The sequence below is a fragment of the Acinetobacter sp. SwsAc2 genome (assembly GCF_013391465.1).
Classification (GTDB): Bacteria; Pseudomonadota; Gammaproteobacteria; order Pseudomonadales; family Moraxellaceae; genus Acinetobacter; species Acinetobacter johnsonii.
Window position 1 is genome coordinate 1 of sequence record NZ_JACBEZ010000023.1, and the last position, 24,786, is coordinate 24,786.

The 24,786-nt window shown below is 42.6% G+C and carries 20 protein-coding genes and 2 pseudogenes; 10 read left to right on the forward strand and 12 right to left on the reverse strand.

Translation table 11 applies throughout. From position 1 onward, the window contains the following. Nucleotides 1-90 (forward strand): annotated as a pseudogene (locus HYI04_RS10980) (IS5/IS1182 family transposase); the annotation flags it as partial. Between the two features lie 409 nt (nt 91-499). Here the strand turns inward: HYI04_RS10980 and HYI04_RS10985 are convergent. The 7 genes and pseudogenes from HYI04_RS10985 to HYI04_RS11015 all read right to left on the reverse strand — a co-directional run bounded on the left by HYI04_RS10985 (nt 500) and on the right by HYI04_RS11015 (nt 11,270). Continuing rightward, nucleotides 500-2,221, reverse strand: coding sequence for a biotin carboxylase N-terminal domain-containing protein (locus HYI04_RS10985; RefSeq protein ID WP_178896161.1), 1,722 nt, complete (start codon nt 2,219-2,221; stop codon nt 500-502). Then, the gene (locus tag HYI04_RS10990) at nt 2,221-3,804 is read right to left on the reverse strand and encodes an urea amidolyase family protein (RefSeq protein ID WP_178896158.1); all 1,584 of its coding nucleotides are present in this window, start codon (nt 3,802-3,804) and stop codon (nt 2,221-2,223) included. Before HYI04_RS10990 ends, HYI04_RS10985 begins: the two co-directional genes overlap by 1 nt. A gap of 33 nt (nt 3,805-3,837) precedes the next feature. Further along, the gene (locus tag HYI04_RS10995; RefSeq protein WP_058869250.1) at nt 3,838-4,644 is read right to left on the reverse strand and encodes a putative hydro-lyase; all 807 of its coding nucleotides are present in this window, start codon (nt 4,642-4,644) and stop codon (nt 3,838-3,840) included. After that, nucleotides 4,637-5,419: a LamB/YcsF family protein gene (locus HYI04_RS11000; RefSeq protein WP_178896159.1), complete on the reverse strand. Its 783-nt coding sequence runs from the start codon at nt 5,417-5,419 to the stop codon at nt 4,637-4,639. The genes HYI04_RS10995 and HYI04_RS11000 overlap by 8 nt, the downstream gene beginning before the upstream one ends. A gap of 35 nt (nt 5,420-5,454) precedes the next feature. Further along, nucleotides 5,455-6,709, reverse strand: a pseudogene (locus tag HYI04_RS11005) (NRAMP family divalent metal transporter). Between the two features lie 345 nt (nt 6,710-7,054). Beyond that, nucleotides 7,055-7,966: a LysR family transcriptional regulator MumR gene (gene mumR, locus HYI04_RS11010; protein WP_004694273.1), complete on the reverse strand. Its 912-nt coding sequence runs from the start codon at nt 7,964-7,966 to the stop codon at nt 7,055-7,057. Nucleotides 7,967-8,306: 340 nt separating this feature from the next. After that, nucleotides 8,307-11,270, reverse strand: a complete 2,964-nt coding sequence (locus HYI04_RS11015) for a heavy metal translocating P-type ATPase (protein WP_058952085.1) — start codon at nt 11,268-11,270, stop codon at nt 8,307-8,309. Nucleotides 11,271-11,352: 82 nt separating this feature from the next. Between HYI04_RS11015 and HYI04_RS11020 the strand changes: the two genes are divergently transcribed. From HYI04_RS11020 to HYI04_RS11035, 4 genes are all read left to right on the forward strand, one after another. Then, nucleotides 11,353-11,748 (forward strand): MerR family transcriptional regulator, encoded by a 396-nt coding sequence (locus HYI04_RS11020; RefSeq protein ID WP_010326305.1) that lies wholly within the window; start codon nt 11,353-11,355, stop codon nt 11,746-11,748. Between the two features lie 71 nt (nt 11,749-11,819). Further along, nucleotides 11,820-12,410: a 5-formyltetrahydrofolate cyclo-ligase gene (locus HYI04_RS11025; protein WP_010326304.1), complete on the forward strand. Its 591-nt coding sequence runs from the start codon at nt 11,820-11,822 to the stop codon at nt 12,408-12,410. Nucleotides 12,411-12,558: 148 nt separating this feature from the next. Then, nucleotides 12,559-14,988: an endopeptidase La gene (gene lon, locus HYI04_RS11030; RefSeq protein ID WP_010326303.1), complete on the forward strand. Its 2,430-nt coding sequence runs from the start codon at nt 12,559-12,561 to the stop codon at nt 14,986-14,988. A gap of 128 nt (nt 14,989-15,116) precedes the next feature. Beyond that, nucleotides 15,117-15,497, forward strand: a complete 381-nt coding sequence (locus HYI04_RS11035) for a VOC family protein (RefSeq protein ID WP_004980894.1) — start codon at nt 15,117-15,119, stop codon at nt 15,495-15,497. A 241-nt stretch (nt 15,498-15,738) separates the two neighbouring features. On the opposite strand, the gene HYI04_RS11040 is transcribed toward HYI04_RS11035, so the two are convergent. Next, on the reverse strand, nt 15,739-16,680 hold the full coding sequence (locus HYI04_RS11040) for a M20/M25/M40 family metallo-hydrolase (RefSeq protein ID WP_058952086.1): 942 nt from the start codon (nt 16,678-16,680) through the stop codon (nt 15,739-15,741). Nucleotides 16,681-16,826: 146 nt separating this feature from the next. Here HYI04_RS11040 and rlmH point away from each other — a divergent pair, with 146 nt between their 5' ends. The 3 genes from rlmH to HYI04_RS11055 all read left to right on the forward strand — a co-directional run bounded on the left by rlmH (nt 16,827) and on the right by HYI04_RS11055 (nt 19,118). Beyond that, entirely contained in the window at nt 16,827-17,309 is a 483-nt protein-coding gene (gene rlmH, locus HYI04_RS11045; protein ID WP_004980899.1) for a 23S rRNA (pseudouridine(1915)-N(3))-methyltransferase RlmH, read from the forward strand. A gap of 108 nt (nt 17,310-17,417) precedes the next feature. Further along, entirely contained in the window at nt 17,418-18,194 is a 777-nt protein-coding gene (locus HYI04_RS11050) for a dioxygenase (RefSeq protein ID WP_010326300.1), read from the forward strand. A gap of 141 nt (nt 18,195-18,335) precedes the next feature. Further along, nucleotides 18,336-19,118: a DUF4377 domain-containing protein gene (locus HYI04_RS11055; RefSeq protein ID WP_010326299.1), complete on the forward strand. Its 783-nt coding sequence runs from the start codon at nt 18,336-18,338 to the stop codon at nt 19,116-19,118. A 73-nt stretch (nt 19,119-19,191) separates the two neighbouring features. On the opposite strand, the gene gdhA is transcribed toward HYI04_RS11055, so the two are convergent. Next, nucleotides 19,192-20,535 (reverse strand): NADP-specific glutamate dehydrogenase, encoded by a 1,344-nt coding sequence (gdhA, locus tag HYI04_RS11060; RefSeq protein ID WP_004980905.1) that lies wholly within the window; start codon nt 20,533-20,535, stop codon nt 19,192-19,194. Nucleotides 20,536-20,882: 347 nt separating this feature from the next. Between gdhA and HYI04_RS11065 the strand changes: the two genes are divergently transcribed. Both HYI04_RS11065 and nth read left to right on the forward strand, forming a co-directional pair. Further along, on the forward strand, nt 20,883-21,677 hold the full coding sequence (locus HYI04_RS11065; protein WP_159151848.1) for an RnfABCDGE type electron transport complex subunit B: 795 nt from the start codon (nt 20,883-20,885) through the stop codon (nt 21,675-21,677). Nucleotides 21,678-21,680: 3 nt separating this feature from the next. Further along, nucleotides 21,681-22,391, forward strand: a complete 711-nt coding sequence (gene nth / locus HYI04_RS11070; protein ID WP_010326297.1) for an endonuclease III — start codon at nt 21,681-21,683, stop codon at nt 22,389-22,391. Between the two features lie 12 nt (nt 22,392-22,403). Here nth and HYI04_RS11075 read toward each other — a convergent pair whose 3' ends face one another. From HYI04_RS11075 to HYI04_RS11085, 3 genes are all read right to left on the reverse strand, one after another. Then, nucleotides 22,404-22,589, reverse strand: coding sequence for a hypothetical protein (locus tag HYI04_RS11075; protein ID WP_371746420.1), 186 nt, complete (start codon nt 22,587-22,589; stop codon nt 22,404-22,406). A 94-nt stretch (nt 22,590-22,683) separates the two neighbouring features. Then, entirely contained in the window at nt 22,684-23,343 is a 660-nt protein-coding gene (adk, locus tag HYI04_RS11080) for an adenylate kinase (RefSeq protein ID WP_004980915.1), read from the reverse strand. Nucleotides 23,344-23,420: 77 nt separating this feature from the next. Next, nucleotides 23,421-24,737 carry a hypothetical protein gene (locus tag HYI04_RS11085; RefSeq protein ID WP_004694304.1) on the reverse strand — a complete coding sequence of 439 codons (1,317 nt, stop codon included), beginning with the start codon at nt 24,735-24,737 and terminating at the stop codon, nt 23,421-23,423. Nucleotides 24,738-24,786: the final 49 nt, after the last annotated feature.

Here is a 24,786-nt window from a genome sequence, read left to right on the forward strand (position 1 = left end):
AGAGGAATAGCTACTCGATATGACAAGCTCAAAAGAAATTATCAAAGTTCTGTTGCTTTAGCCTGTATATTTTTATGGCTACCTTTATAGGGTTAATTATGAACAGTAAATGTCAACAGACCCTAAATTTTACAAATAAATTTAGTAGGCAAATGGTAGGCTGAAAACATTAAAAAGTAGGCATATGGTAGGCACATTATTTATACTTCTGAACAATATGGTATTTTTTCATAGAGTTTTGTATTTAATTGTTTAAATACAAATATTTATTTCACCTTATTATATATTTAAACTCTGTTTAATATTGTCTCATCTCGCCAAAAACAAGATTTCCCTTTAAATAACGCTTTTATTGGACTATTAAATCTTTATCGAACCATTTTTCCACTACATTTGTCCATAAAACAAAGCCAATCAGCCCTCAATTATTAAGAATTTCTAAATGAAAAGCCTGACTTAGCTAAATGCTGCATCAGGCTCATTCACATGATTTAATTTTTTAGCAAATCGATCCAATAATATGCTCTGCGTGACAGGTCGCTCCCTGCTGAGCTGTCAACTGAATTACCCCACTTTGATGTGCAAGTACAGGAACTTCCATTTTCATGGCCTCCATAATCGCAACCACTTGCCCCTCTACTACCTGCTCCCCGTTTTCTACTTTCCAAGCGCTAATTACGCCATTGATTGGTGCAAGTAAGTGTTCAGCACTCACTGCTGTTTCTGTAGCTGGTTGGTCTTGAGACGTCATTGTAGGGTTTTGTGCAAACATGCCTGCAGGTAAGCCTAAACGGTGTAATTTCCCATCAATTTCAATATAGCTGAGTAACATCGGTTGTTGATGATTCGGAATACTGCGTTTCGTTGGCTTTAAGTCCTGTTTAAAATCATTTTCAATCCAACGAGTATGGACATTAAATGTGTCGATAAAATCAGCTTCATTTAATACAGCACGGTGAAAGTCTAAAACCGAAGCAACCCCTTCAATTTTAAATTGCTTCAGCGCACGTTTAGCGCGAACGATCGCAATTTCACGGGTTGGGCCTGTGATAATCAGTTTTGCCATGAGCGAATCAAAATGACTCGACACCAAAGAACCAGTACGAACACCTGTGTCTACGCGTACGCCCTGGCCAAATGGTGCTTCAAATAAACTCAATACACCAAATGCAGGAATGAAGCCACGAGCAGGGTCTTCAGCATTGATACGAAACTCAATGGCATGCCCCTGCGCTATCGGGGTTTCTTTGATTGAAAGTTCATGGCCTTGAGCCACACGAATTTGCTCAACCACCAAATCGACTTTGGCCGTTTCTTCAGTAACAGGATGTTCCACCTGCAAGCGGGTATTAACCTCTAAAAATGAAAGCTTTCCATCACGGCTTAGCAAATATTCAACTGTACCCGCACCGACATAGTTGGCTGCCTGACAAATATTTTTAGCCGAAGTTAAAATTTCTTCATAAATTGCATCGCTGATAAAAGGCGCTGGGGCTTCTTCAACCAACTTCTGATTACGACGCTGTAGCGAACAATCGCGTGTACCTAAAACCACTACATTGCCATGTTGATCGGCAATCACTTGCGCTTCGACATGGCGAGGCTGATCTAAGTATTGCTCAACAAAACACTCACCGCGGCCAAAAGCGGCTTGTGCTTCACGTACAGCCGAATCATACAGCTCTTTTACATCTTCCAGTTTCCAAACAACTTTTAAACCGCGACCACCACCGCCAAAAGCGGCCTTAATCGCAATAGGTAAACCAAACTGCTTTGCAAATTCGAGAGCTTCATCAGCATTATTTAAGGGGTCTTGTGTGCCTTGAACTAAAGGTGCACCCACTGAAGCCGCTATCTTACGTGCTTCAATTTTATCACCCAACTTTTCAATAGCATTCGGTGGCGGCCCGACCCACTTGAAGCCTGCATCAATTACGGCCTGAGCAAATTCTGCACGTTCAGATAAAAAACCATAACCTGGATGCACCATGGTCGCTTTGGATTTTTTAGCAACCTCAAGAATGGCTGGAATATTCAAATAAGTTTCACGTGCAGTTGCACCCGCCAAACCCCATGCTTCATCCGCCAGTTCGACATGCATACTGTCCATATCGTCATCAGCATATAAAGCAACCGATGAAATACCCATATCACGGCAAGCATGAATAATACGAACGGCAATTTCACCACGGTTTGCAATTAATAATTTTTCAGTAGTCATCATTCATTCTCAAAATCTGTAAATTCGGTCATTTTTTTAAATTTGATTTGGCAATCTGCTGGAATCTGTGCCACCAAGTCCCAATGGTGCTTCGCCACAGCCGCAATCACGGGGTAGCCACCAGTTAAAGGATGGTCATTCATAAACAGTACAGGTTGACCGTTTGGCGGAATCTGCAAGGCACCAATACAAGTTCCTTCACTTTCCAACTCATGAGTAATTTTGCGTTGCAACGGCTGTTCACCTGAAAGTCTCAGTCCAACCCGATTACTTTCATTAGTCACAAACCAAGCTTGCTGACATAAGCGCTCAATGCTCTCTGTTTCGAACCAATCCGTTCGCGGTCCCATCACAATGTCGAGCTCTACCACATCGCCGACTTTGGGCAAGTTTAACTTCGCAATTTCAGTATTACTGATATTTGAAACTTCAACCTGTCCTTGATAAACCGTATCCCCCATTTTTAGAGGTTCTGGCCCCAATATGGCCAAACTATCAAATGAGGCACTATTCAGCACAGACTGCACATCGATACCACCACGAATCGCCAGATAATTTCTCAGCCCTGCCGTCGGTGCTTGAATCTGAAATTCATCACCTTCATCAAGAGCAATCGCTTGATAACTGCCAAAGTCAGTCTTTTGTCCATCACTAAATTTCACGTGGATATTTGAAATCGCTCCCGTAACCGCAATGACTGCGGACTGATGCATTTTGGCTTTCAAACCACCATTTAAAACTTCAATCACAGGCGTCGGAGTTGGGTTACCGACAATTCGATTTGCACTGTGCATCGCCGATACATCCATCGCCCCTGCAACACCAACCCCAATCTTGGTCTGGTTAAAACGCCCTTCATCTTGGATCAGCATCTGTAAACTCGGTGCTGTTACCGTAAACAAAGGCATGGATTGTTTAGGTTCAACTGTACCAGTGACTTGCTGTGCTACGCTAACCGTGGTCGGTTGATGTGTAACGTCTTCAAAATGTACTGTCATCCCTGGTAAAAGTAGCGCTGGATTTTTACGCTCTAGATCCCACATTTTTTTAGCAGTCGTACCGATCAACTGCCAGCCCCCCGGACTGTCTTTCGGGTAAATCCCTGAATATTGTCCTGCCAGTCCCAAAGAACCCGACGGTATTTTTTTACGTGGCACAGTTAAACGCGGAATATCTGTAAAAGGTCGATCGGGACTGCTCATATAAGCAAAGCCCGGTGCAAAACCGATAAAAGCCACATTCCAAACACTTTGACGATGCTTCAAAATCACATCAGCAATTGAAAGCCCTTGTAACTCTGCAACCTGAGCAAGATCTTCGCCCGTATAGCAGATAGGAATAATCAGCTCTTGGACATTACGCTCAACGCCTGAACCAATTTTTATAGTCTGAATCGAAGCAACCAGTGTTTTAAAGGTGGTTTCGATTTCATTAAAAAACACTAAAATTGTTTTTGCAGCAGGGACTAAGTCTTTAATTCCATTCAATTGCATCGTGTGCAATTTATTGTACAACGCCAATGTTTCCTCTAGGCTGGCAAGCTCTATGAGAAAACAATCCGCGTTTACCGATAAAAAACGCATATGCCTATCCTTTTAATTGTTCTTTAGTGCCGCTCAACCCATCCATGCACGATCAGGAATGTCAGTAATGAACATATGACCGGGAGCATGGCTTATGGCAAAAGGAATTTTTGAGTTCATCACCGCTGCTTGTGGGGTTACACCACAAGCCCAAAATACTGGAATTTCCCCAGCCTCAATACGTGAAGCATCACCAAAGTCTGGCTGATTCACATCACGAATGCCTAAACCTTCAGGATGTCCAATATGTACAGGCGCACCATGCACACTTGGCATCCGTGCTGTAATTTTGACGGCATCCGCGATTTGATGGGATGGAATTGGGCGCATAGAAACCACCATGTTGCCCGAAATACGCCCCGCAGGCTGACACTGAATATTACTCAAATACATCGGTACATTAGTCTGATCATGGATATGACGAACTTCAATACCTGCTTCTTGCAATGCAGTTTCAAAAGAAAAACTACAGCCAATTAGAAACGTCACCAAGTCAGGATGTGCATGATAAATGTCACTCGCATCCGTTACTTCATCAACCATTTCACCCTCTTTCCAGATGCGATAGCGTGGAAAGTCGGTGCGTATATCTGAGTTCTCTGCCAGCCTTGTGGCATAAACACCTTCCTCTAGCACGTCTAAAACAGGACAGCTTTGCGGATTGCGATGTGCATAGAGTAGAAAATCATAAGCCCAATCTTTAGGTACCGAAATCATATTGACCTGCGTCATGCCCGCAGCCATACCCGCCGTTGGTTTATCAAAGCCTGCGCGAATTTTTAAACGTGCAGCTAAAGCGGCTTCAAGCTGCGCTGAATCGACTCGGATATCCTTATACATTGCGTACTTCCTCATGCTTTAAGACAAAGGGACGAATTTCAATATGATGATTTAGCAGTTCAGCTTTAATCGCAGCCGACATCTCTAAAGCACCCGCGGTGTCACCATGTAAGCAAATCGTGTCCGCTTGAATCGGGGTAAATACACCATCAATCGAATCAACGCCGCCATTTTTCAACATAGACACCACACGGCGTGCCACAAAGGCTGAGTCATGTAAAACAGCCCCGTCCAAACGTCGTGAAACCAATGAGCCATCACTGTTATAAGCACGGTCTGCAAATGCTTCAGATACAACTTTTAAGCCTGCTGCACGTGCTTGCTCAACCAAGTTGGAACCAGCCAGTGCCACCAAAACCAGTTCTGGGTTATACATTTTAATGGCATCAATCACCGCAGCGGCCTGAGCGTGATCATGTGCAATGGTGTTATACAGTGCACCATGTGGTTTCACATATTGCACTTGAGAACCAGCCACTTTGGCTAAACCATCCAATGCAGAAATTTGATAAAGCACATCGGCAATCAGCTCATCACGTGACACATCCATATTGCGGCGACCAAAACCAACGAGGTCTGGATAAGATACATGCGCGCCAATCGCGACGTTTAATTCAACAGCTTTACGCAGTGTCTTTAAAATCCCCAGCGGATCTCCTGCATGAAAACCACATGCAATGTTGGCACTTGTCACCACGGGTAGAATTTGGTCATCATTTCCCATTTTCCATGAACCAAAACTTTCACCTAAGTCACTATTTAAATCTACAAACATGGCTTAATTCCTTTATCACTTCACCGTCGTCTGGCTTAAAGTTTGGTTAAATAATTAAAGACTGTGGTAAAGGACATATAGCCCATCCACCATGTCAACATACATGTGAGTACACCCAAAATAAGTAACCATTTTGGATAGTTATAATTGCCCATCATATCTTTACGGCAAGCAGCTACATAAACAAAAATCGTTAAACCGATTGGCAATACCAAACCATTAAAACCACCAACAAAAATCAACAGTCCAGCAGGGGTTGCGCCCAGTACGACATACAGTAATAAAGCCAAAGCGATAAATGTAATGGTGGTGTAATTGGTTTGTTTTGGACTGAGGTTTTTCTTAAATGTAGTAAAGAATGAAACCGAAGTATAAGCCGCGCCAATGGTACTACTGATCCCTGCTGCCCAGAAAATCAGACCAAATAATTTATAACCGAAAGTCCCTGCGGCATATTGAAAAGCTTGTGCTGCTGGATTGGCATCATGGCTGGCTAAATCAATGCTTGCACCACTCACCACTACGCCCAAGAAAGCTAAAAACAGCACATAACGCATGATGCCCACAACCACAATACCTTTGGTTGCAGCTCTTGCGACTTCATCAATATTTTCAGGGCCAACCGCGCCTTTATCCAGTAAACGATGGGCGCCTGCATAACAGATATAGCCGCCGACCGTTCCACCAACAATCGTGGTGATGATGGCAAAATCAATCTGGTCGGGTGCAAACGTTTGATGAACAGCTTGGCCCACAGGTGGCATCACAATGACAGCAACAATGATAATCAAGATGATTTTGAGCAACCCCAAAACGATCATGCTTTTATCCATCGCCAGCGTGGCTTTTCTTGAAGCAAAAATTAAAATGGCTAAAGCACCACTTAAAATGCCGCCCCATTTAGTGTCTAACCCAAATAAGGCATTGAGACCTAAAGCCGCACCTGCAATATTACCAATACTGAAGAAAAAGCCACCCAAAATGACCAGAAAAGCCAGTAAATAACCACTGCCCGGCAAGGCTTTATTGGCAATATCCGAGGCACGCATTTGCGTCAGCGTTACGACACGCCAAATGTTTTGTTGAACCACATAATCAATCAAAATAGACACGAGAATGGCAAAGCCAAACGCCGCACCCAATTTCACAGTAAAGACCGCGGTTTGAGTGAGAAAACCAGGTCCCATGGCGGAGGTTGCCATCATGAAGATTGAAGCAACAATGGCCCATTGGCGATCTGATAAAAAAGAAGATTTTAATAAAGACATATTTAATGCGTTCCTCGTCCATTTGAGCTTAATAACGCTATTTTCAAGTTGAACCAAGAACATCATTTTGTTTGCAAATTCTGTTCTTAAATCCCTTTAACTGACAAAGATTCCCTGTTGCCCAACCAAAGCCATGGCGGATCAAATCTTCTATTTGAAATAAGAACATAGGCAAGCGCGATGAACAATACGACTTTTTACATCCATTATTAAAACTAAATGGCTGTATTTTATTATTTTTTATTTATTAAAAGTCTAATGATAAATTTTACTTATCACGCACGATAAGCTGCTTTTATAGTTTTTCAAACAAATTACGTTTTGAGATAAAGAAACATCACTTGTCAAAAAACTGCGTACGCCTCAATTATTTTTTAATTTTCTCAAGCAATCTTTTCATTGCGCTTTCAGAAACAGTGACTGCGACATCGGTTAATTTCTCTTTCAAGGCAGCATCATTTCCTTGCATATAAATCGAGGTGAAATGAAAGGTCTTGAGCTGGATCGGGGTATTTAAAATTTCCAAGCGACCATCGGTAATTTCCTTTAGCGCCGTTAAGGTCGGCACAACGGCGATTCCCAAACCTTGCTCCGCAAGACGCAATAAGGTCGCAAGCGAATAACTGGTAATTGAAAGCGGCTCATCCAGTGCCTGCTCTTTCATTTTGGCCTTGAGCTCTTTATAGGGATAGGTAATTTTTGGGTAAGTTAAAATGGTATGAGACATCAATGCCTTAAATGACATTTGCCCCACACCACCTTTAAAAGAAGGCGCTGCCAAGAAACTCAGTTCAAAGTCGCACAGCGCCTGCTCTACACACTCGAAAGCCAAAGTCGGACCCAGCAAAAAGGCCATGTCCAAATCTCCCGTACGCACACCTTCTTGCAAATTTGGGGTTAAATCCACCACAATTTCCACAGAAACTTTGGGAAACTCTTTTTGCACTTTTTCGATATATTCAACCAACCACGTATAAACGATGGTCTCGGAAACGCCTAAACGAATTGTTCCTGTGAGGTGCTGGTTTTCAGTCAGCTCAGCCACCAAATCGGTTTCTAAACGCATAAACTTTTCAGCATATTTAAACAGGGTCATGCCTTTATGGGTGGGTTTAAGCTGTCGAAAGCTGCGATCTAGAACTTTAAAACCTAAATCATTTTCAAGAGAGGTGATTTTTTGTGAAACGGCAGGCTGAGTCGTTTGTAATTTTGTGGCAGCCTTATTGAAACTATTTAAAGTCACAACCCAATAAAATGCTTCTAGATTTTTTAAATTCACCCTGAATCCTGCCTTTACTCCATCCCGCTTATAGTACGGCAGTTCCCACTATTTTTTAAGTTACTGTTTTATATAATTTCAAAATGTCTCACGAGATGATGATCATTCAAGCGCTATGCCTTGCCCAAATACATCTATTTTGCGTCTTATACAACCTTACTCGCTCGAACCGGATCAAGGCTCTTTAAATCAAGTTTAGTCAAAAAAGACGCTTGTAAAAATCAATGTTTATTCGCGCTGCACTTCATCCCATCACGAATCATCATAAAAAAAGCACCTTTGTTAAAAAGATGCTTTTTTTAAACTCAACTGAAAAGGGAGTGTAAAAATCTAAAAGCGCTTATTTACTCTTCTGTAAACGTAAAGCATTTAAGACTACGGACAATGAGCTCAATGACATAGCCACCGCAGCGAACATTGGGGTGAGTAATAACCCTGTTAATGGATAGAAAATTCCTGCTGCCACAGGTACACCTAAACCGTTATACACAAAGGAAAAAGCAAGGTTTTGTTTCATATTCCGCACACCCAGTTTCGCCATATGTAGCGCATCGGCTGCGCCACGAATATCACCTTTAACCAAAGTCACTTGTGCGGTTTGTTTAGCAATATCGGTTCCGTTCCCCATTGCAATTCCGACATTGGCTTGTGCCAAGGCTGGTGCATCGTTAATGCCATCTCCCGCCATCGCCACAATTTTACCTTGGGCCTGATATTTCTTCACGATGTCCAGTTTTTCAGTTGGAGTGCAGTTGCCATATACATGCTGAATCCCCAGTTCTTTTGCGACTAACTGTGCATTCTGCTCATGGTCACCTGTTGCCATCACCACTTCAATGCCATCAGCCATCAATTGCTTAATGACCTCTTGCGCATTTGATTTAATCGCATCGTGAATAGAAATATAAGCCAGCACTTCTTGGCTATTGCTTAAGAAACTGATCACATTGCCTGTCGCACGCTGCTGGTTCAACTGGCTTTGCAAAGTATCATCTAAAGTGATGCCGAGCTGTTCAAGCAGCTTTTGGCTACCAATATAGAGGGTTTGCTCGCCAATCTGACCTTTGACACCAAAGCCAGTCACATCCTCAAAGTCTGCCACTTTCAGCAACTGCTGTGAAGGCACAATTTGCGTCAAAGTCTGTGCAATCGGGTGACTTGAATATTGCTCAATCGAAGCAATCCACTGTTCCGCTTGCGCTTGGTTCACATTTGGGCTGAGCAACTGAATTTCTTTAAGGCTTGGTTTACCTTCCGTCAGAGTCCCTGTTTTATCGACAATCAGGGTATTCACTTTACTTAAAGCTTCAATCGCCTCTGCATCTTTAAATAATACCCCTTTTTGTGCCGCGCACCCTGTAGTGGCCATCACGGACATTGGCGTCGCCAAACCCAGCGCACATGGGCAGGCAATAATCAATACCGCCACCGCACACATCAGAGCCAAGTCAAATTGCGCACCACCAAACACCATCCATGCAACGAAAGTCAAAACACTAATCAGTAACACCACAATCACAAAATACTTGGCAAACACATCGGCCAAACGTTGTAACGGTGCTTTAGAACGCTGTGCTTCTGCCACCGTCTGAATCATTTTCGCCAAAGTGGTATTCGCCCCGACCGCCGTGGTTTGAATACGAATACTGCCTTGTTGATTGACCGTACCACCAATGACTGTGTCATGCATTTGCTTTTTCACAGGTACAGGCTCCCCTGTCATCATGGCTTCATCGACATAGGTTTTGCCTTCCACCACCACACCATCTAGTGGAATCTGTTCACCTGAAGAAATCTGTAGAATATCCCCCTGCTTCACCATGCTAATTTCAACTTCAACCACCTGATCGGCTTGTACCAATTTGGCAGTATTCACTTGTAACTTTAACAAGGCTTTCAGCGAATCTGCGGTTTTGGCACGCGCTTTCAGCTCCATGATTTGCCCCAGCAAGCTTAAGGACACAATCATACAGGCTGCTTCAAAATACACCGCCACGCCATGCCCTGTTTTGGCTGCCATCGGAATCAAACTTGGGAAAATAGTCGCCACCACACTATAAATATAGGCCGCTAACACCCCGACACCAATGAGGCTCCACATATTTAAGTTGCGGGTTTTATACGAGGTCCAGCAACGCTCAATAAACGGTTTACCCGCCCATAGCACTACAGGAGTCGCTAGGACCAACTCAATCCACGGCTGAATATGCGGTGAAATGAAACTATGAATATGTGAACCCATCGCCAGTACAAATACAATCAACGTAAGCGGCAAAGTCATCCAAAAGCGATGGCTAAAATCCACCAATTCAGGGTTCGGTGCATCATCTAAAGTCGGTTGCATCGGCTCGAGTGCCATACCACAAATCGGACACGTCCCCGGTCCCTTTTGTACAATTTCAGGGTCCATCGGACAGGTATAGTCCATATCCGCCGCCCCTTCAGGCACAGGACGCTGATCGGGTGGAATCAGATAAAATTCAGGGTCAGCCTTAAACTTATCTAAGCACGAAGGATTACAAAAATAATAAGTCTGTTGCTGATAATCCGTTTTTAACTCTGTATTCGGATCGACTGACATGCCACAGACAGGGTCCATAAACTCAGCTGATCCAGATGGAGCATGATGTTCATGTTGATGTTTCCCACCACCACAGCAACTACTTTGGGCAACTTCTACCTTCGGCTTGGGTGCACAGCAACTTGCTTTGCTGTCTGGTTCTATTTTCGGCTTAGGCTCACAACAAGATGTTTTTTTCTCTGTCTCTTTCGGAGTTGATCCACAACAGCCAGCAGTAGAAGTAGACACCGATGCTGCATCTTCAGTTTTTACATAAGCCTCTGGGGTTGCAATAAACTTTTGCAAACATTTTTCACTACAAAAATAGTAGTCCTGTCCCTGCCACACGGTATGCGGTTTAGTTAAATCTGTTACGGTCATACCACACACAGGGTCAATAAATGTGGTCTTCTCTGCATCTGACACAGGTTTTGATCCGCAACCACAACCTTTGGAAGTAACTACAGCACTTTCCTCTTTCCCCTGAGATGAAGCATCGCTTATATCTGTTTTGGATTGACTACAACAAACACTGGGCGCCCTTTCTGATGTTAAGTAAGCCTCTGGATTGGCCGAAAATTTCTTTAAACAGCCTGAGCAACAAAACAAATAACGAACTGATTGATACTCATACACATGAGGAGAGTCCTCTGCGACCGTCATCCCACAGACAGGATCGATATTCACCACCATCGGCGCTAATTTCTGTTTGGAACAGCAAGACGTTTTGTGTTGCTCACTCATTCTGACTCACCTTTTATTTTTTGATTGTGTTAGCATAAAGTCTGTACCTAGGTACTGAGTCAAGCCTTTTGGAGATTATTTTATGCTCACTATCGGCAAGCTGGCAAAACACTGTCAAGTGAATGTGGAAACCATTCGTTATTATCAACGGATCGGTCTGATGCGTATTCCTGAAACCACACAAAACTATCGCTACTATAGTCAGCAAGATATTGAAACCTTAAGCTTTATACAAAAAGGTAAAGATGCGGGCTTACAGCTCAGTGAAATTCAAGATCTACTACATTTGCAACTGGATGACCGTGAAAAAGTCCGTGATGTGATTCAGCAACGACTGGAAAAAATTGATCAACGGATTCAAGAGCTGAATGCTTTGAAACAACGCCTTTCAAGCTGGGTGGATGAATGTAAAACCACCACCGACAGTTGCTGCCCAATTTTGCAAGAGCTAAAAAAAGGTTCAACGATTGCACCATAAACAGATACCATCTTTGAAATTTGACGATCATTTTCACACACACCTTTTCGATTCTCAGGACTGCGTTCACCATGTCGATTGAACTTGCCCAACTCAGAAAACAGCTTCGCAAACAACGCAGACAAGTTTCCGCCTATCAACAGCAGCAGTCCGAACTTCAAATTTTACAACGTTTAAGACGTGTGCCCGAATTTAAACATGCCACCCGTGTCGGGATCTATCTACATGCTTTTGGGGAAATTCAAACCCATAAAATCATTGAATATTGTTTTCATCAAAAAAAAGCAGTGTATTTACCGATGATTTGCAATATGAATCAGCGCTTAGTGTGGGTCAAAGTTTCACGTCATCAATTTCAAAATAAACGCTTTTCTCACCATCCGTTGGGTATGCAAGAGCCTATGGCAACACGTGGTCAGCACGTTTCACATTTAGACCTATTACTCATGCCCTTATTGGCGTGTGATCCTTATGGCACACGCATTGGCATGGGTGGTGGTTTTTATGACAAAACCTTGGCTTCTGCGCCCTATCACCGTCCGTTTCGTTTGGGTTTGGCCCATCACTTCCAGTTGGTGCCACAGCGCTTAATTCGAGAAACATGGGATCAACCTTTGGATGGGCTGCTGACCCCTCAACAGCATTTACGCTTCAAGCGCTAAAATTGACATTTTTGACTGTTGAGAATACTTAAAAATCACATGTTTAGTCATTTTTTATACAATTTATTTTGACCTGCCCTTGTATTTTTTAAAATACCCATCACTATAAAAAACATGGCAACACCGTTGTCACTCATTAGGAGTGCCCATGTCTGAAATTATTATGAATCAAGAAACCTTAGAGCCTCAGGTTCCAAGTGTATTACCACTTTTAGCGTTACGTGATGTGGTGGTGTATCCGCACATGCAAATTGCGCTATTTGTAGGTCGTGAAAAATCGATCAATGCAGTTGATGTGGCTCGTAACAGTGACAATCTAGTATTTGTAGTTGCTCAGAAAGATTCTCTTTCAGAAGAAATTGATCACGACAACTTATATCAATACGGTACTGTCGCGAAGATTGTGCAAGTTGTGAATCATGAAAATGATGAAAACTGTATAAAAGTATTAATTGAAGGCTTGCATCGTTCAAAGCTAGAAAAAATCATTGATGAAAATGATTATCTAACCGCAGAACATGCGCTTAGCCCAATGTCAGTCCACATTGACGAAACCACGCAAGAAACACGTGTCCAAGAATTACGTGCCCTATTTGCTCAATATGCTGAAGCAAAGCTGCGTAATGCACGTGAACTGATTGCTGCTGCGAACAAAATTGACGATTTACTGCAGTTGTTATTCTTCGTAGCGACCCGTGTTCCACTGAATATTGATGTGAAGCAAAAATTCCTCGAACACGATGAGTTTGAAGCCCATCTACAAGAACTGATGACGTATTTATTGCAGCAATCTGAAGAACAACAGATTGAGCAAACTTTACATGACTCAGTGAAGCGTCAAATGGAGAAAAATCAACGCGAATACTTCCTCAATGAAAAGATGAAGGTGATTCAGCGTGAGCTTTCTGACATGAATGGCGGCGCGGAAGATGACGTTGCTGAAATTGAAAAACGTCTTGCCGAAGCTGATTTGCCTGAACACGTGCGCAAAAAAGCTGAAAGCGAATTCCGTAAGCTTAAAGCGATGCAACCTGCGTCTAGTGAAGCGGCTGTGGTGCGCAATTATATCGAGGCCATTTTAGATACGCCTTGGAATAAAGCCAGCAAAGTCAGCATTAACTTAAGCAAAGCGCAAGAAATTTTAGATACCGATCATTACGGCTTAGATGACGTAAAAGATCGTATTGTGGAATATTTAGCGGTTCAATCTCGCGTGAAAAAACTCAAAGGCCCAATCCTTTGTTTGGTTGGCCCTCCAGGTGTAGGTAAAACTTCACTGGGTGAATCTGTTGCGAAAGCGACAGGTCGTGAGTTTGTGCGTATGGCACTCGGTGGCGTACGTGACGAAGCGGAAATCCGTGGGCACCGTCGTACTTATATCGGTGCGATGCCGGGTAAAATTGTGCAGTCTTTAACGAAGGTCGGCGTGAAGAACCCATTGTTCTTGCTCGACGAAATCGACAAGATGGCACAAGACTACCGTGGCGACCCTGCTTCTGCGTTGCTTGAAGTACTCGATCCATCACAGAACAGCAAGTTTAACGATCACTATTTAGATCTTGATCTGGACTTGTCTGAAGTGATGTTCATTTGTACTGCGAACAGCATGAATATTCCAGAAGCCTTGCTTGACCGTATGGAAGTGATTCGTCTACCGGGGTATACCGAAGATGAAAAAGTGAATATTGCTGAGCGTTACCTTGTTCCGAAAGCAATGAAGAACAATGGCCTACGTGCGAAAGAATTGACTGTTCATGAAGAAGCGATTCGTGACATCGTACAACGTTATACACGTGAAGCCGGTGTGCGTAGTTTAGAGCGTGAAGTCTCTAAAATTGCCCGTAAAGTGGTAAAAGAAGCGGTCAGCAAGAAGGCGAAAAACCTACAAGTCGACGTGACTTCGGCTAACCTTCCAGACTACTTAGGTCCACATAAGTTTGACTTTGGTATGGCGGAAGACGAAGCCCAAGTGGGTCGTGTCAATGGTTTAGCATGGACTTCGGTCGGTGGTGAGTTGTTGACCATTGAAGTTGCAGCGGTCAAAGGTAAAGGTAAATTCATTACCACGGGTTCACTCGGCGATGTAATGAAAGAGTCCATTACCGCAGCTATGACTGTCGTGCGTACCCGTGCAGATGAATTGGGTATCGAATCGACCCGCTTTGAAGAAACCGATGTTCACGTGCACTTACCAGAAGGTGCAACACCGAAAGATGGTCCATCTGCAGGTTTAGCGTTAACAACTGCATTGGTTTCTGCTTTCACAGGCATCCCAATTCGTCCAGATATTGCCATGACAGGTGAAACCAGTCTTGGTGGTCGTGCAATGCGCATTGGTGGCTTGAAAGAGAAACTACTGGCTGCACACCGTGGTGGAATTAAGCTGGTCTTCATTCCTCAAGACAACGTCCGTGATTTATCTGAAATCCCTGACAATGTCAAAGAAGGTTTAGAGATTAAAGCGGTGAAATCGATTGATGAGATTTTACCACTGGCGTTGACCTCTATGCCTGAGCCTTTGGTCAAAGCACCAATAGTGAAAGCGGTCGATGAAGGCAAAAAAGCTGCACGCCACTAATTCGGCATCGTAAAAAAGAGAGCTTCGGCTCTCTTTTTTATTACAATTTACTGTAGATAACACCACACATCTATATGCTTTTATTTCCTACAATAATTTGATCAAGGGATACATGTAGGACAACTAAAATGAAAAACCCGATTGGCTGGTTTGAAATTTATGTGGATGACTTATCTCGTGCCAAACAATTTTATGAATCTGTTTTTAATATTCAATTAACTGAATTAACCCCACCAGCAGATGATAATTCACTGCAAATGTGGGCTTTCCCCTCAGACATGCAAGCCTATGGTGCTTCAGGTGCACTGGTGAAAATGCCAGGCCTATCCGCAGGAGGAAACAGTACCTTAATCTATTTTTCATGTGACGATTGTGCGAATGAAGCGAGCCGACTTGTTGAGTCTGGTGGAAAAATTCATGAAGCAAAAACGGCCATTGGTGAATATGGTTTTATTGTGCTGGCCTTTGATAGCGAAGGAAATATGATTGGCCTACATTCCATGACGTGAAATGAATCTACCCATTTTCGCTTAGTTGGTTTGAATTTTTGTATAAAACCTTTTCCTCTATCATCCATCAGACTTGAAAAATCGATAAAAAGCCCGATATAAATAATAAGAACAGATACGCGCTGTATGTTTCTTTTTATTGATAATTTGAAATTGCATGGTCATCTGATTCTCCAGACGGATGACCTTTTATCGCAGTTCTCGCTACTTGGGAACTGCGTTTTTTATTGCTCAAAATACATTAAGGTTTCAATAAATGCTGTACCAACCCATCGATCACATTCGCCATTTTGGTCAAATTCAACGTTGCTAAGCGGTCTGCTTTGGTATGGTAGTGACCATTTCGATAAAATGCGGTATCGGTAATCATGACTGCGGGAATATCAAACTCCCAATAATTCAAATGATCTGAAAAATCAAAAGCATTGGCAAAGCTCGGAGCAACCAAACGCTGACATTCTAACTGATCAAGTTGCTGCATCGCTGCACAATAGCCTGCGCCTAAATCACGTGAACTGACATTACTCACTGTCGCAATAAAATTACCATGGCTTGGATAAATCCACTTTAAGCCCACAGGATAGCTTTGGATGGGTTGTTCGCTAAAGAAGCCGATCATTTCTAAAATATACACACCTTTAATCTTATCTTTTTGTGCCTGAACCGATTTCGCATGCACATAACTGCCCATTTGTTCAGTTTTAGAAAACGGTGGTTCTTCTAAACTATAGAACACAAAGTCCACATTGTTAGGCAGTTTAAACTTCTGCTCTGCCAAAATACGCGCCGTTTCAATAACGCCTGCAACACCAGAGGCATTGTCATCTGCACCATCTTGATCGCCAAAGACGTCATAATGCGCCCCAACAATCACGCGGTCTGCCCGTCCGACGTTTAAACTACACACTACATTTCGGTAAATTTGCTGATTGGCCGTAAAGTTTTGATAGTGACACGGAACGCCCAATAAGCGCATTTGTTCTTTGATCCATGCAGAGACACGGTTCAGTTCATCAAGGTTTTTATAGTTACGTGCTTTGCCCTGACCAATCACTTGCTCCAAATAGACTTGTAGGTTTTGTTCATCAGCCATTTTGGCGTTGCTTGCAAATACCTGCCCTGTGAAAGTACCCAGTACAACAATCAACAAAAAAGCCTGTTTTTTTAAAGTTTTGAGCCACATTGTTATTATTCCAAGTATTTCTTATTCCTTTCATCTGTTGAATTAAGCAACATTAGTTCAGTGAATTCAATTGCATTTTGTTTCGTCTCACTGCAAAGCATTGCTTTCACCGTTATAATGAATCGTCTCCTTATACATGCCCCATTATGAAAATCCGTATTCTGACCATTGGTCAAAAAATGCCTGCATGGGTACTGACTGGTTTTGAAGATTATTTCAAACGTATTCAACCTTTTGTGCAAACGCAGATTATTGAACTGCCAATGGCAAAGCGCGGTAAAAATGATTCAGAAGCAGATATTTTAAAATACCGTCAAATTGAAGGTGATAGCATTTTAAATGCAATGAAAGGTAACGAAGTACTGATTGCTTTGGAAGTCGGTGGTCGTGAGTTTAGCACCGAAAAACTGGCAGAAACCATGAAAGGGTGGATGCTTGAGGGCAATGATATTGTACTGGCAATTGGTGGGCCTGACGGTCACTCTGAAGCAGTACGTAAAGCAGCTGCTTGGCATTGGTCTTTATCCAAACTGACTTTACCACACCCGATGGTTCGCGTGATGCTGATTGAACAGCTTTATCGTGCTATGAGTATTAACCATAATCACCCTTATCATCGTGCAGGTTAAGCTCAAGTATTGTTCTTTTTTTGGAACAATACGTTGATATTTCCCCCATTACACAGATGATAAGAATCTGACAAAATCCTTTTCATCTTCCCTTATTAGGCTTTCACAATGAACTTACAAACGCTACCCGGCTTATTCATTTCTCATGGCTCTCCCATGCTTGCGTTGAATCCAGAGCAAGTTGGGCCTGCGTTACATCGTTTGGGTCTAAACTTACCGACACCACAAGCAATTGTGATTATGTCCGCTCACTGGGAAAGTAACTCACTTGAAGTAAGTACTGGAGCCCGTCCTGAGACATGGCATGACTTTCGAGGCTTTCCTGCTGAGCTTTATGACATTCGCTACCCAGCACCCGGTCAACCTGTTCTAGCCGAAGAAATTCTACATTTATTGGCAGAAGCGGGTTTTTCAGCTCATGCAAACAGTACTCGTCCGCGTGATCATGGCGTTTGGATGCCTTTACTCCATATGTATCCAGATGCAGACATCCCTGTGGTGGAAATTTCACTCCCGATGAATCTGTCGGCAGAAGAGATTTATAAAATTGGTCAAACCCTTGCGCCACTACGCGAGCAGCAGGTCTTGCTCATTGGCTCAGGGAGTATTACCCATAACTTAGCCGAGTTGTCTTGGCATGGTCAGTCACAAGCGGTACCTGAGTGGGCATCGACATTTCGTAATCATGTGGTCGCGAAACTTAGCCATCAGGACTTTGACGCCATTTTAGACTGGGAATCGATTCCTTTTGTCCGTCGTAACCACCCAACGTTAGAACACTTTGCCCCAATATTTTTTGCGATGGGTACAGGACATCGTTTTAATATTGTGCATAGTAGCTTTACCATGGGTGCACTGGGCATGGACATTTACCGTTTTGATTAATGTATAAATTTTACTTATATATTAACAAAAAAATATTTATGGATATATTTTGAAACCCAAAAGAACTGAATGTATCCATTCTTTTAAAAACAACATCGGATATCATGTATCTTGTTATTTTAAATCAAGAACTTGTAACCCATGAAATTAAAATATTTAGCGATTGCCCTTTTCCCACTCGCACTGGCTGCTTGCCAATCATCTGATATTCAAAAAGTAGGAGATTTGGCTGTGTCTGTACTACAACAACAAAATGCAGATCAAACACTCGCAAACTACCATTGGAGCGCGAACACCGCAGGTACGCCTAAACCTTTGGTTTTAAACTTTGACAAACAAGCTGGTCGCTTAGGCATTGCAACCAGTTGTAACGGTATGGGGACTAGCTGGAAAGTTGAGAGTAATCAAATCGTGACGGGTAACCTGATGGCGACTCAAATGGCATGTGAACCAAAAGCCATGGCTCAGGAAGGCATGGCAGCAGATTTATTTGACAACCGTAAAGCACCGTTTGTTTTAAACCTAAATGATCCTGATGCGCCAACACTGACCGTGGTATCGGCAAAAGGTGAAAAAATTGTATTCACAGGTAAGCAAACTGCTGAATCGAAATATCAAAGCCAAGGTGAAACTGTTTTCTTAGAAATTTCACCAGAAACCAAAACATGTTCTGCAGGTGTTGCCCGTATGGAATGCCTACAAGTTCGTGAAATTAAATATGCTGAAAATGGCCTAAAAACGCAGGTCGATAAAGACTGGACGTTATTCTATAACCATATCGATGGTTTCACCCACAATCCGAAAGAGCGTCAAATCGTACGTGTTAAACGTTTTGAAATTGCCAACCCTGCGGCTGACCAATCAAAATATGCTTATGTTCAAGACATGATTATTGAACGTGAAGCGGTCAAAGGTTCATTGTAATCGTTCAATGACCTAGAAAAAAACCGAGGCTATCGCCTCGGTTTTTTATTGGGATTTTCTAAGTGTACAAAACTTAGAATACGCCTTGAGCTAGCATTGCATCTGCAACTTTTACAAAGCCTGCAATGTTCGCACCATTGACATAGTTCACAGTACCATCTGCTTGTGTACCGTATTTCACACAGTTACGGTGAATTTCTTTCATGATCGCATGTAAGCGCTCATCGACTTCTTCAAAAGTCCAACCCAAACGCAAAGCATTTTGTGACATTTCTAAGCCAGAAGTCGCAACACCACCCGCGTTCGATGCTTTACCTGGTGCGTATAAAATTTTCGCTTCAACGAATTTTTCGACTGCATCTAAGGTAGAAGGCATGTTTGCCCCTTCAGCGACACAAATCACACCATTTGCAAGAAGTACTTCAGCATCTGCCTGATCTAACTCATTTTGAGTTGCACATGGCAGTGCAATATCACATGGAATAGACCATGGACGCTGACCTTCTAAGTATTCAAAGCCATGCTTAGATGCAAACTCAGAAATACGACCGCGCTTCACATTTTTCAATTCCATCACTTCAGCAAGTAAAGCATCGGTAAAACCTGCTTTTACATATACCGTACCCGCAGAGTCAGACAATGAAACGACTTTTGCACCCAGATACATTGCTTTTTCAGCAGCGTACTGTGCTACGTTACCAGAACCAGAAATCGTGACTGTTTTGCCTTGGAAGCAGTCGCCACGTGTTTTCAGCATTTCTTCAGCAAAATACACTGTGCCGTAGCCCGTTGCTTCAGGACGCGCCAAAGAACCACCAAAGGTCAAACCTTTACCCGTAAACACAGATGAAGTGTCATTACTTAACTTCTTCATCATGCCAGCCATATAACCCACTTCACGGCCACCCACACCAATATCACCCGCAGGGATATCCGTATTTGAACCTAGGTGACGGTATAGCTCAATCATTAGCGCTTGGCAGAAACGCATAATTTCGCCTTCAGACTTACCCTTAGGATCAAAGTCTGAACCACCTTTACCACCGCCCATTGGCAGTGTAGTGAGGGCATTTTTAAAGGTCTGTTCAAAACCCAAGAACTTAAGAATAGACAAGTTCACCGATGGATGAAAACGCATACCACCTTTAAATGGACCAATAGCCGAGTTGTATTGAACACGGAAAGCACGATTTACATGCGTTTGACCTTGATCATCCACCCATGAAACGCGGAATTGAATCGCACGCTCTGGCTCAACCAAACGCTCCAGCAAACCGTGGTCTGCATAACGAGGATTTTTTTCAATGAACGGCCAAAGGCTGGTCATGACTTCCTCTACCGCTTGTAGAAATTCGGGTTGATGTTCATCACGTGTTTTCACGTAATCTAAAAACTCATTAAGGCTGTTATATTTCAACGCTTAATCCTCAGCAGAAAATGGATCAAAATTGGTCAAATTTTATAAACAATGTTAAATTTTGGCGCAAACAATTAAATATCTTTTACCAACAATTCACAACACATTTCTATAAAAAAACATATTTATCATTTATATAACAATTATTTATATAAAACATACCTCAAAACTGGTTATAAAAAAACACCAATGAAAACACAGGTTTAAAATCTTTTTTTGCTCAAAAATGATGCAGTTAATGAACCGTTTTAGAACACAGGATTATTCAAAAAAAACATGGTAAAATTCAGTGATCTACCTATTTCTCCTAATATCTCTGCAAATTCAGTTGCAGGATTGGTTTACGCATGAATTCGCACATTTCCCTGATCCAAAATATCGATGCCCTCCTTCCCCAAACCCAATGTGGACTCTGCGGACATCGTGATGGATGTCTGCCTTATGCCCAAGCCATCAGCGAAGGTGAAGCAGCCAATAAATGTGTACCCGGCGGGCAGCCTGTAGCCGATGCATTGGCTCAGTTGCTAAACAGGCCAGCATTAATTGCAGAAGAAAGTATTTGGCCTATTCAAGCCGATGGCCGCCCACAGAGAATGAAAGCAGTTATTCGTGAAGATGAATGCATTGGTTGTACCAAATGTATTAGTGCCTGTCCTGTAGATGCCATTATTGGCTCAGGTAAACTTATGCACAGTATTTTGACTGACCTGTGTACAGGCTGTGAATTGTGTATCCCACCTTGTCCTGTCGACTGTATTGACCTTATTCCAGATGTAGACGGCATACCGACGGAAATCTTGCGTAAAGCTGAGCAAGATGATTTAAGACAACGCTATTACGCACATATTCAACGTGAAGAAAAACAGCGTCTACACCGTAAAGGCCCAGTGGTTCGTGCAGAAATTGATACGGCTTTATTTGCCCAGTTTTCAGCACAGAACGATACTATACCCGATATTCAGATCATTGAAAAAGAACCAGAAATGGCAGCAAAACTCGATGCAAAATCCACCATTGAGCTGGCGAAATTACGCGTACAAATTAAAAAATTAGAAAAGCAGCTCAGCGTTCGTGAAGATACGAAAAAACGTTTGTTGTTAGATGACTTAACCCAACACCTTCATCAGTTACAGGAAGCTTAAAACATGCTCACAACAAGCGGAAAACCTGTAAAAAACATGACCAAAAAGCAAATCCAAATCTTTTTTGAACGTTTACGTGCGCAACGTCCAAATCCCAAAACTGAATTAAATTATTCGAGTCCTTTTGAGCTGTTGGTGGCTGTGACCTTGTCTGCTCAGGCGACAGATGTGAGTGTCAACAAAGCTACAGACAAACTCTTTCCTGTTGCCAATACACCTGAAACTATTTACGCCTTAGGGGTCGATGGTTTAAAAACCTATATTAAAACCATAGGTTTATATAATGCGAAGGCCGAAAATGTAATTAAAGCCTGTAAAATGCTGATTGAAAAACATAACAGCATCGTGCCAAACAACCGTGCCGATTTAGAAGCTTTACCCGGTGTAGGGCGAAAAACAGCCAATGTAGTGTTGAATACTGCTTTTGGGCAACCGACCATGGCGGTCGATACGCATATTTTTCGTTTAGGCAATCGTACGGGATTAGCGGTCGGCAAAAATGTGCTTGAAGTCGAGCACCGTTTAGTGAAAGTCATTCCGAAAGAATTTATTGTGGACTCACACCATTGGCTCATTTTACATGGTCGATACTGCTGTATCGCACGCAAACCGAAATGTCATGAATGCATCGTTTCAGATGTGTGTAACTGGCCAGATCGTTTTGAATTTGGTGCAGCACGTATTGCCACAACGACGATTGAAGCTGAACACTAAAGTTCAGTTTTTTTATTGTTGATTTGATTTATCTTTTAAGTCTTGCTGCAACTTCGGATGCAACTGACGTTCTGGTTGCTTCTTCGACAGTTTTTCTTGTTTACTGACATCGCGTAGCATTTTTACGCTAATGCAAAACAAACCCACCAATACCGCCACGGCAACAATAATTAAAACAATGATTCCAACTTGTGCCACACGCGACTCCATTTTTAGAGGATCAAGAAAAAGAGCCCTAATATGACTTAGAGCTCTTTCAATGTCAAAACATTGCCATGTTTAAAACATGCAATTATTTGTCTTGATCAAGAATCGCGAACAAATCTGCTTGTACTTCGTCAATTGGACGTAAGCCATTCAGCTTGTCATAGGTTGGTGCATTTTCACCAGACGCTGCGCGACCTTGGTAGAAACCAACCAACTGTTCAGTTTCAGTGTGGTATGAACCTAAACGCTTACGAATCGTTGCTTCTTGGTCATCTGGACGCTGTACCAGCTCTTCACCAGTTTCGTCGTCCTTACCTTCCACTTTAGGTGGGTTGTAAACGATGTGATAAACACGGCCCGATGCAGGGTGCTGACGGCGACCAGAAAGACGTTGTACGATTTCTTCGTCAGGTACATCAATTTCAATCACGTGATCAATGTTGATGCCTTCATTTTCAAGCGCTTCGGCTTGAGGAATGGTACGAGGGAAACCATCAAAGATACAGCCATTTACACAGTCAGGTTGTGCAATACGTTCTTTCACTAAACCAATGATCAGTTCATCAGATACAAGACCACCATTGTCCATCACGCTTTTAGCTTGTAGACCGAGTTCAGTTCCTTCACGAATTGCAGCACGGAGCATATCACCGGTTGAAATTTGTGGGACATTGTAGCGCTTACAGATCAACTGAGCTTGTGTACCTTTACCTGCTCCAGGTGGTCCGAGTAAGATAATGCGCATAAAAAAACATCCTCATTTAAACAATATATTTGACGCTTTATACATGCCGACAAATTCGACATATTTTTAGCATCTAATTATAAGAAAGCTACAAACAAATGTATTGTACCCGCAATGAAGCCCGTTACCCCACCCAATAAAATCAAAATCCATTCGTCTTCCTGAAATGCAGGACGTAATAAGTTTTGAAATTCTTTCGGCGTTAGCTCCCGAATACGGTCTCTAAACATTTGATAGATTTTCTGTGCACGGCTCGCATTGAACGCTGGGTCGCATACAGGCACCATCGTAATTTCAATTGAACGATCAATCAAGTCCGTCTTGAGTTTTGCGTATTCACGTGGCCCCAAAGACAGCTGCAAAGATGTTCTCACCAATGGTGTTTCCATAATTTCATTAATATGACGTTTGACAATACGACGGGTCTTGTCTTTTTTATTGCCATACATCATTTCAGTCATGATGGATTTTAACGTAATCAGGTCTTCTGTGACTACACTTGCAAACACATCAGACACTTCTTCTTGACGCTTCATGAAAGCGCCTTGCACATTATAAGTCCCAATGCGCGGAATCACAGGCTTAATCCATGGAAACTTACGATCTTTTGTTAATTCAGTCAGTTGCAGATATCGAACATAGTGTGGCTCAATTGGATTAAACACCATCCAAATCGCAATCCAGTTGGTTAAGAAGCCCCATACTGCCGCCCAAAATGGTACGGTCCAATGCCATGGCACCACAAACCAAACAATCATTTGGAAGATACCAAAGAACATCCCAATGAGGGCACTAATATGCCAAATAAAGTTGATTTCTTTCTGACCCACTTTCAAGAACATACGCACCATTAGTCTGCGGTCACCTTCCATTTGGCTGACCACCATATCGCGCATATCCACAAGTGACTCGACGTTCATGGTCAGTTCGGTCACTAATTCTCTGAGCACAGCCGGAAGCTGTTTGTGTGCCTGCGCATAAATTCGACGCTTAATCGAATAAGGTAAGTTTTCCCAAAGTACAGCATTACGGTCAATCATGACTTCATCAATCAGGTGCTCAAGTTCAAAACCAACTTGCTCACCAATGATTCGCGCCATATCCTCAGGATCCATTGCATCTAAAAATTCACGCAAAGAACCAAGCTTAGATAAGGTGTTATCCGTAATGATGCCTGAAATACGCCCCGCTTTTCTGGGCACAATGCCCTGCCAACCCACAGGCAAAGGCCCAATATGAAAGCCCCAAAATGTAATCGGGTAAAAGACCATTTTCAGGGCCATCCAAACGTGCGCCCAAGTCACAAAAGCAGTCACAGGAATAATGCTGAGTACAGCCCAAAAATCGGGTCGATTCAAAAAGGTTTGCCACAACTGATTGACGTACTCAAGCATGCATAACTTCCATATTTAATTTTATTAACTGAATTATATAGCGTTTTAA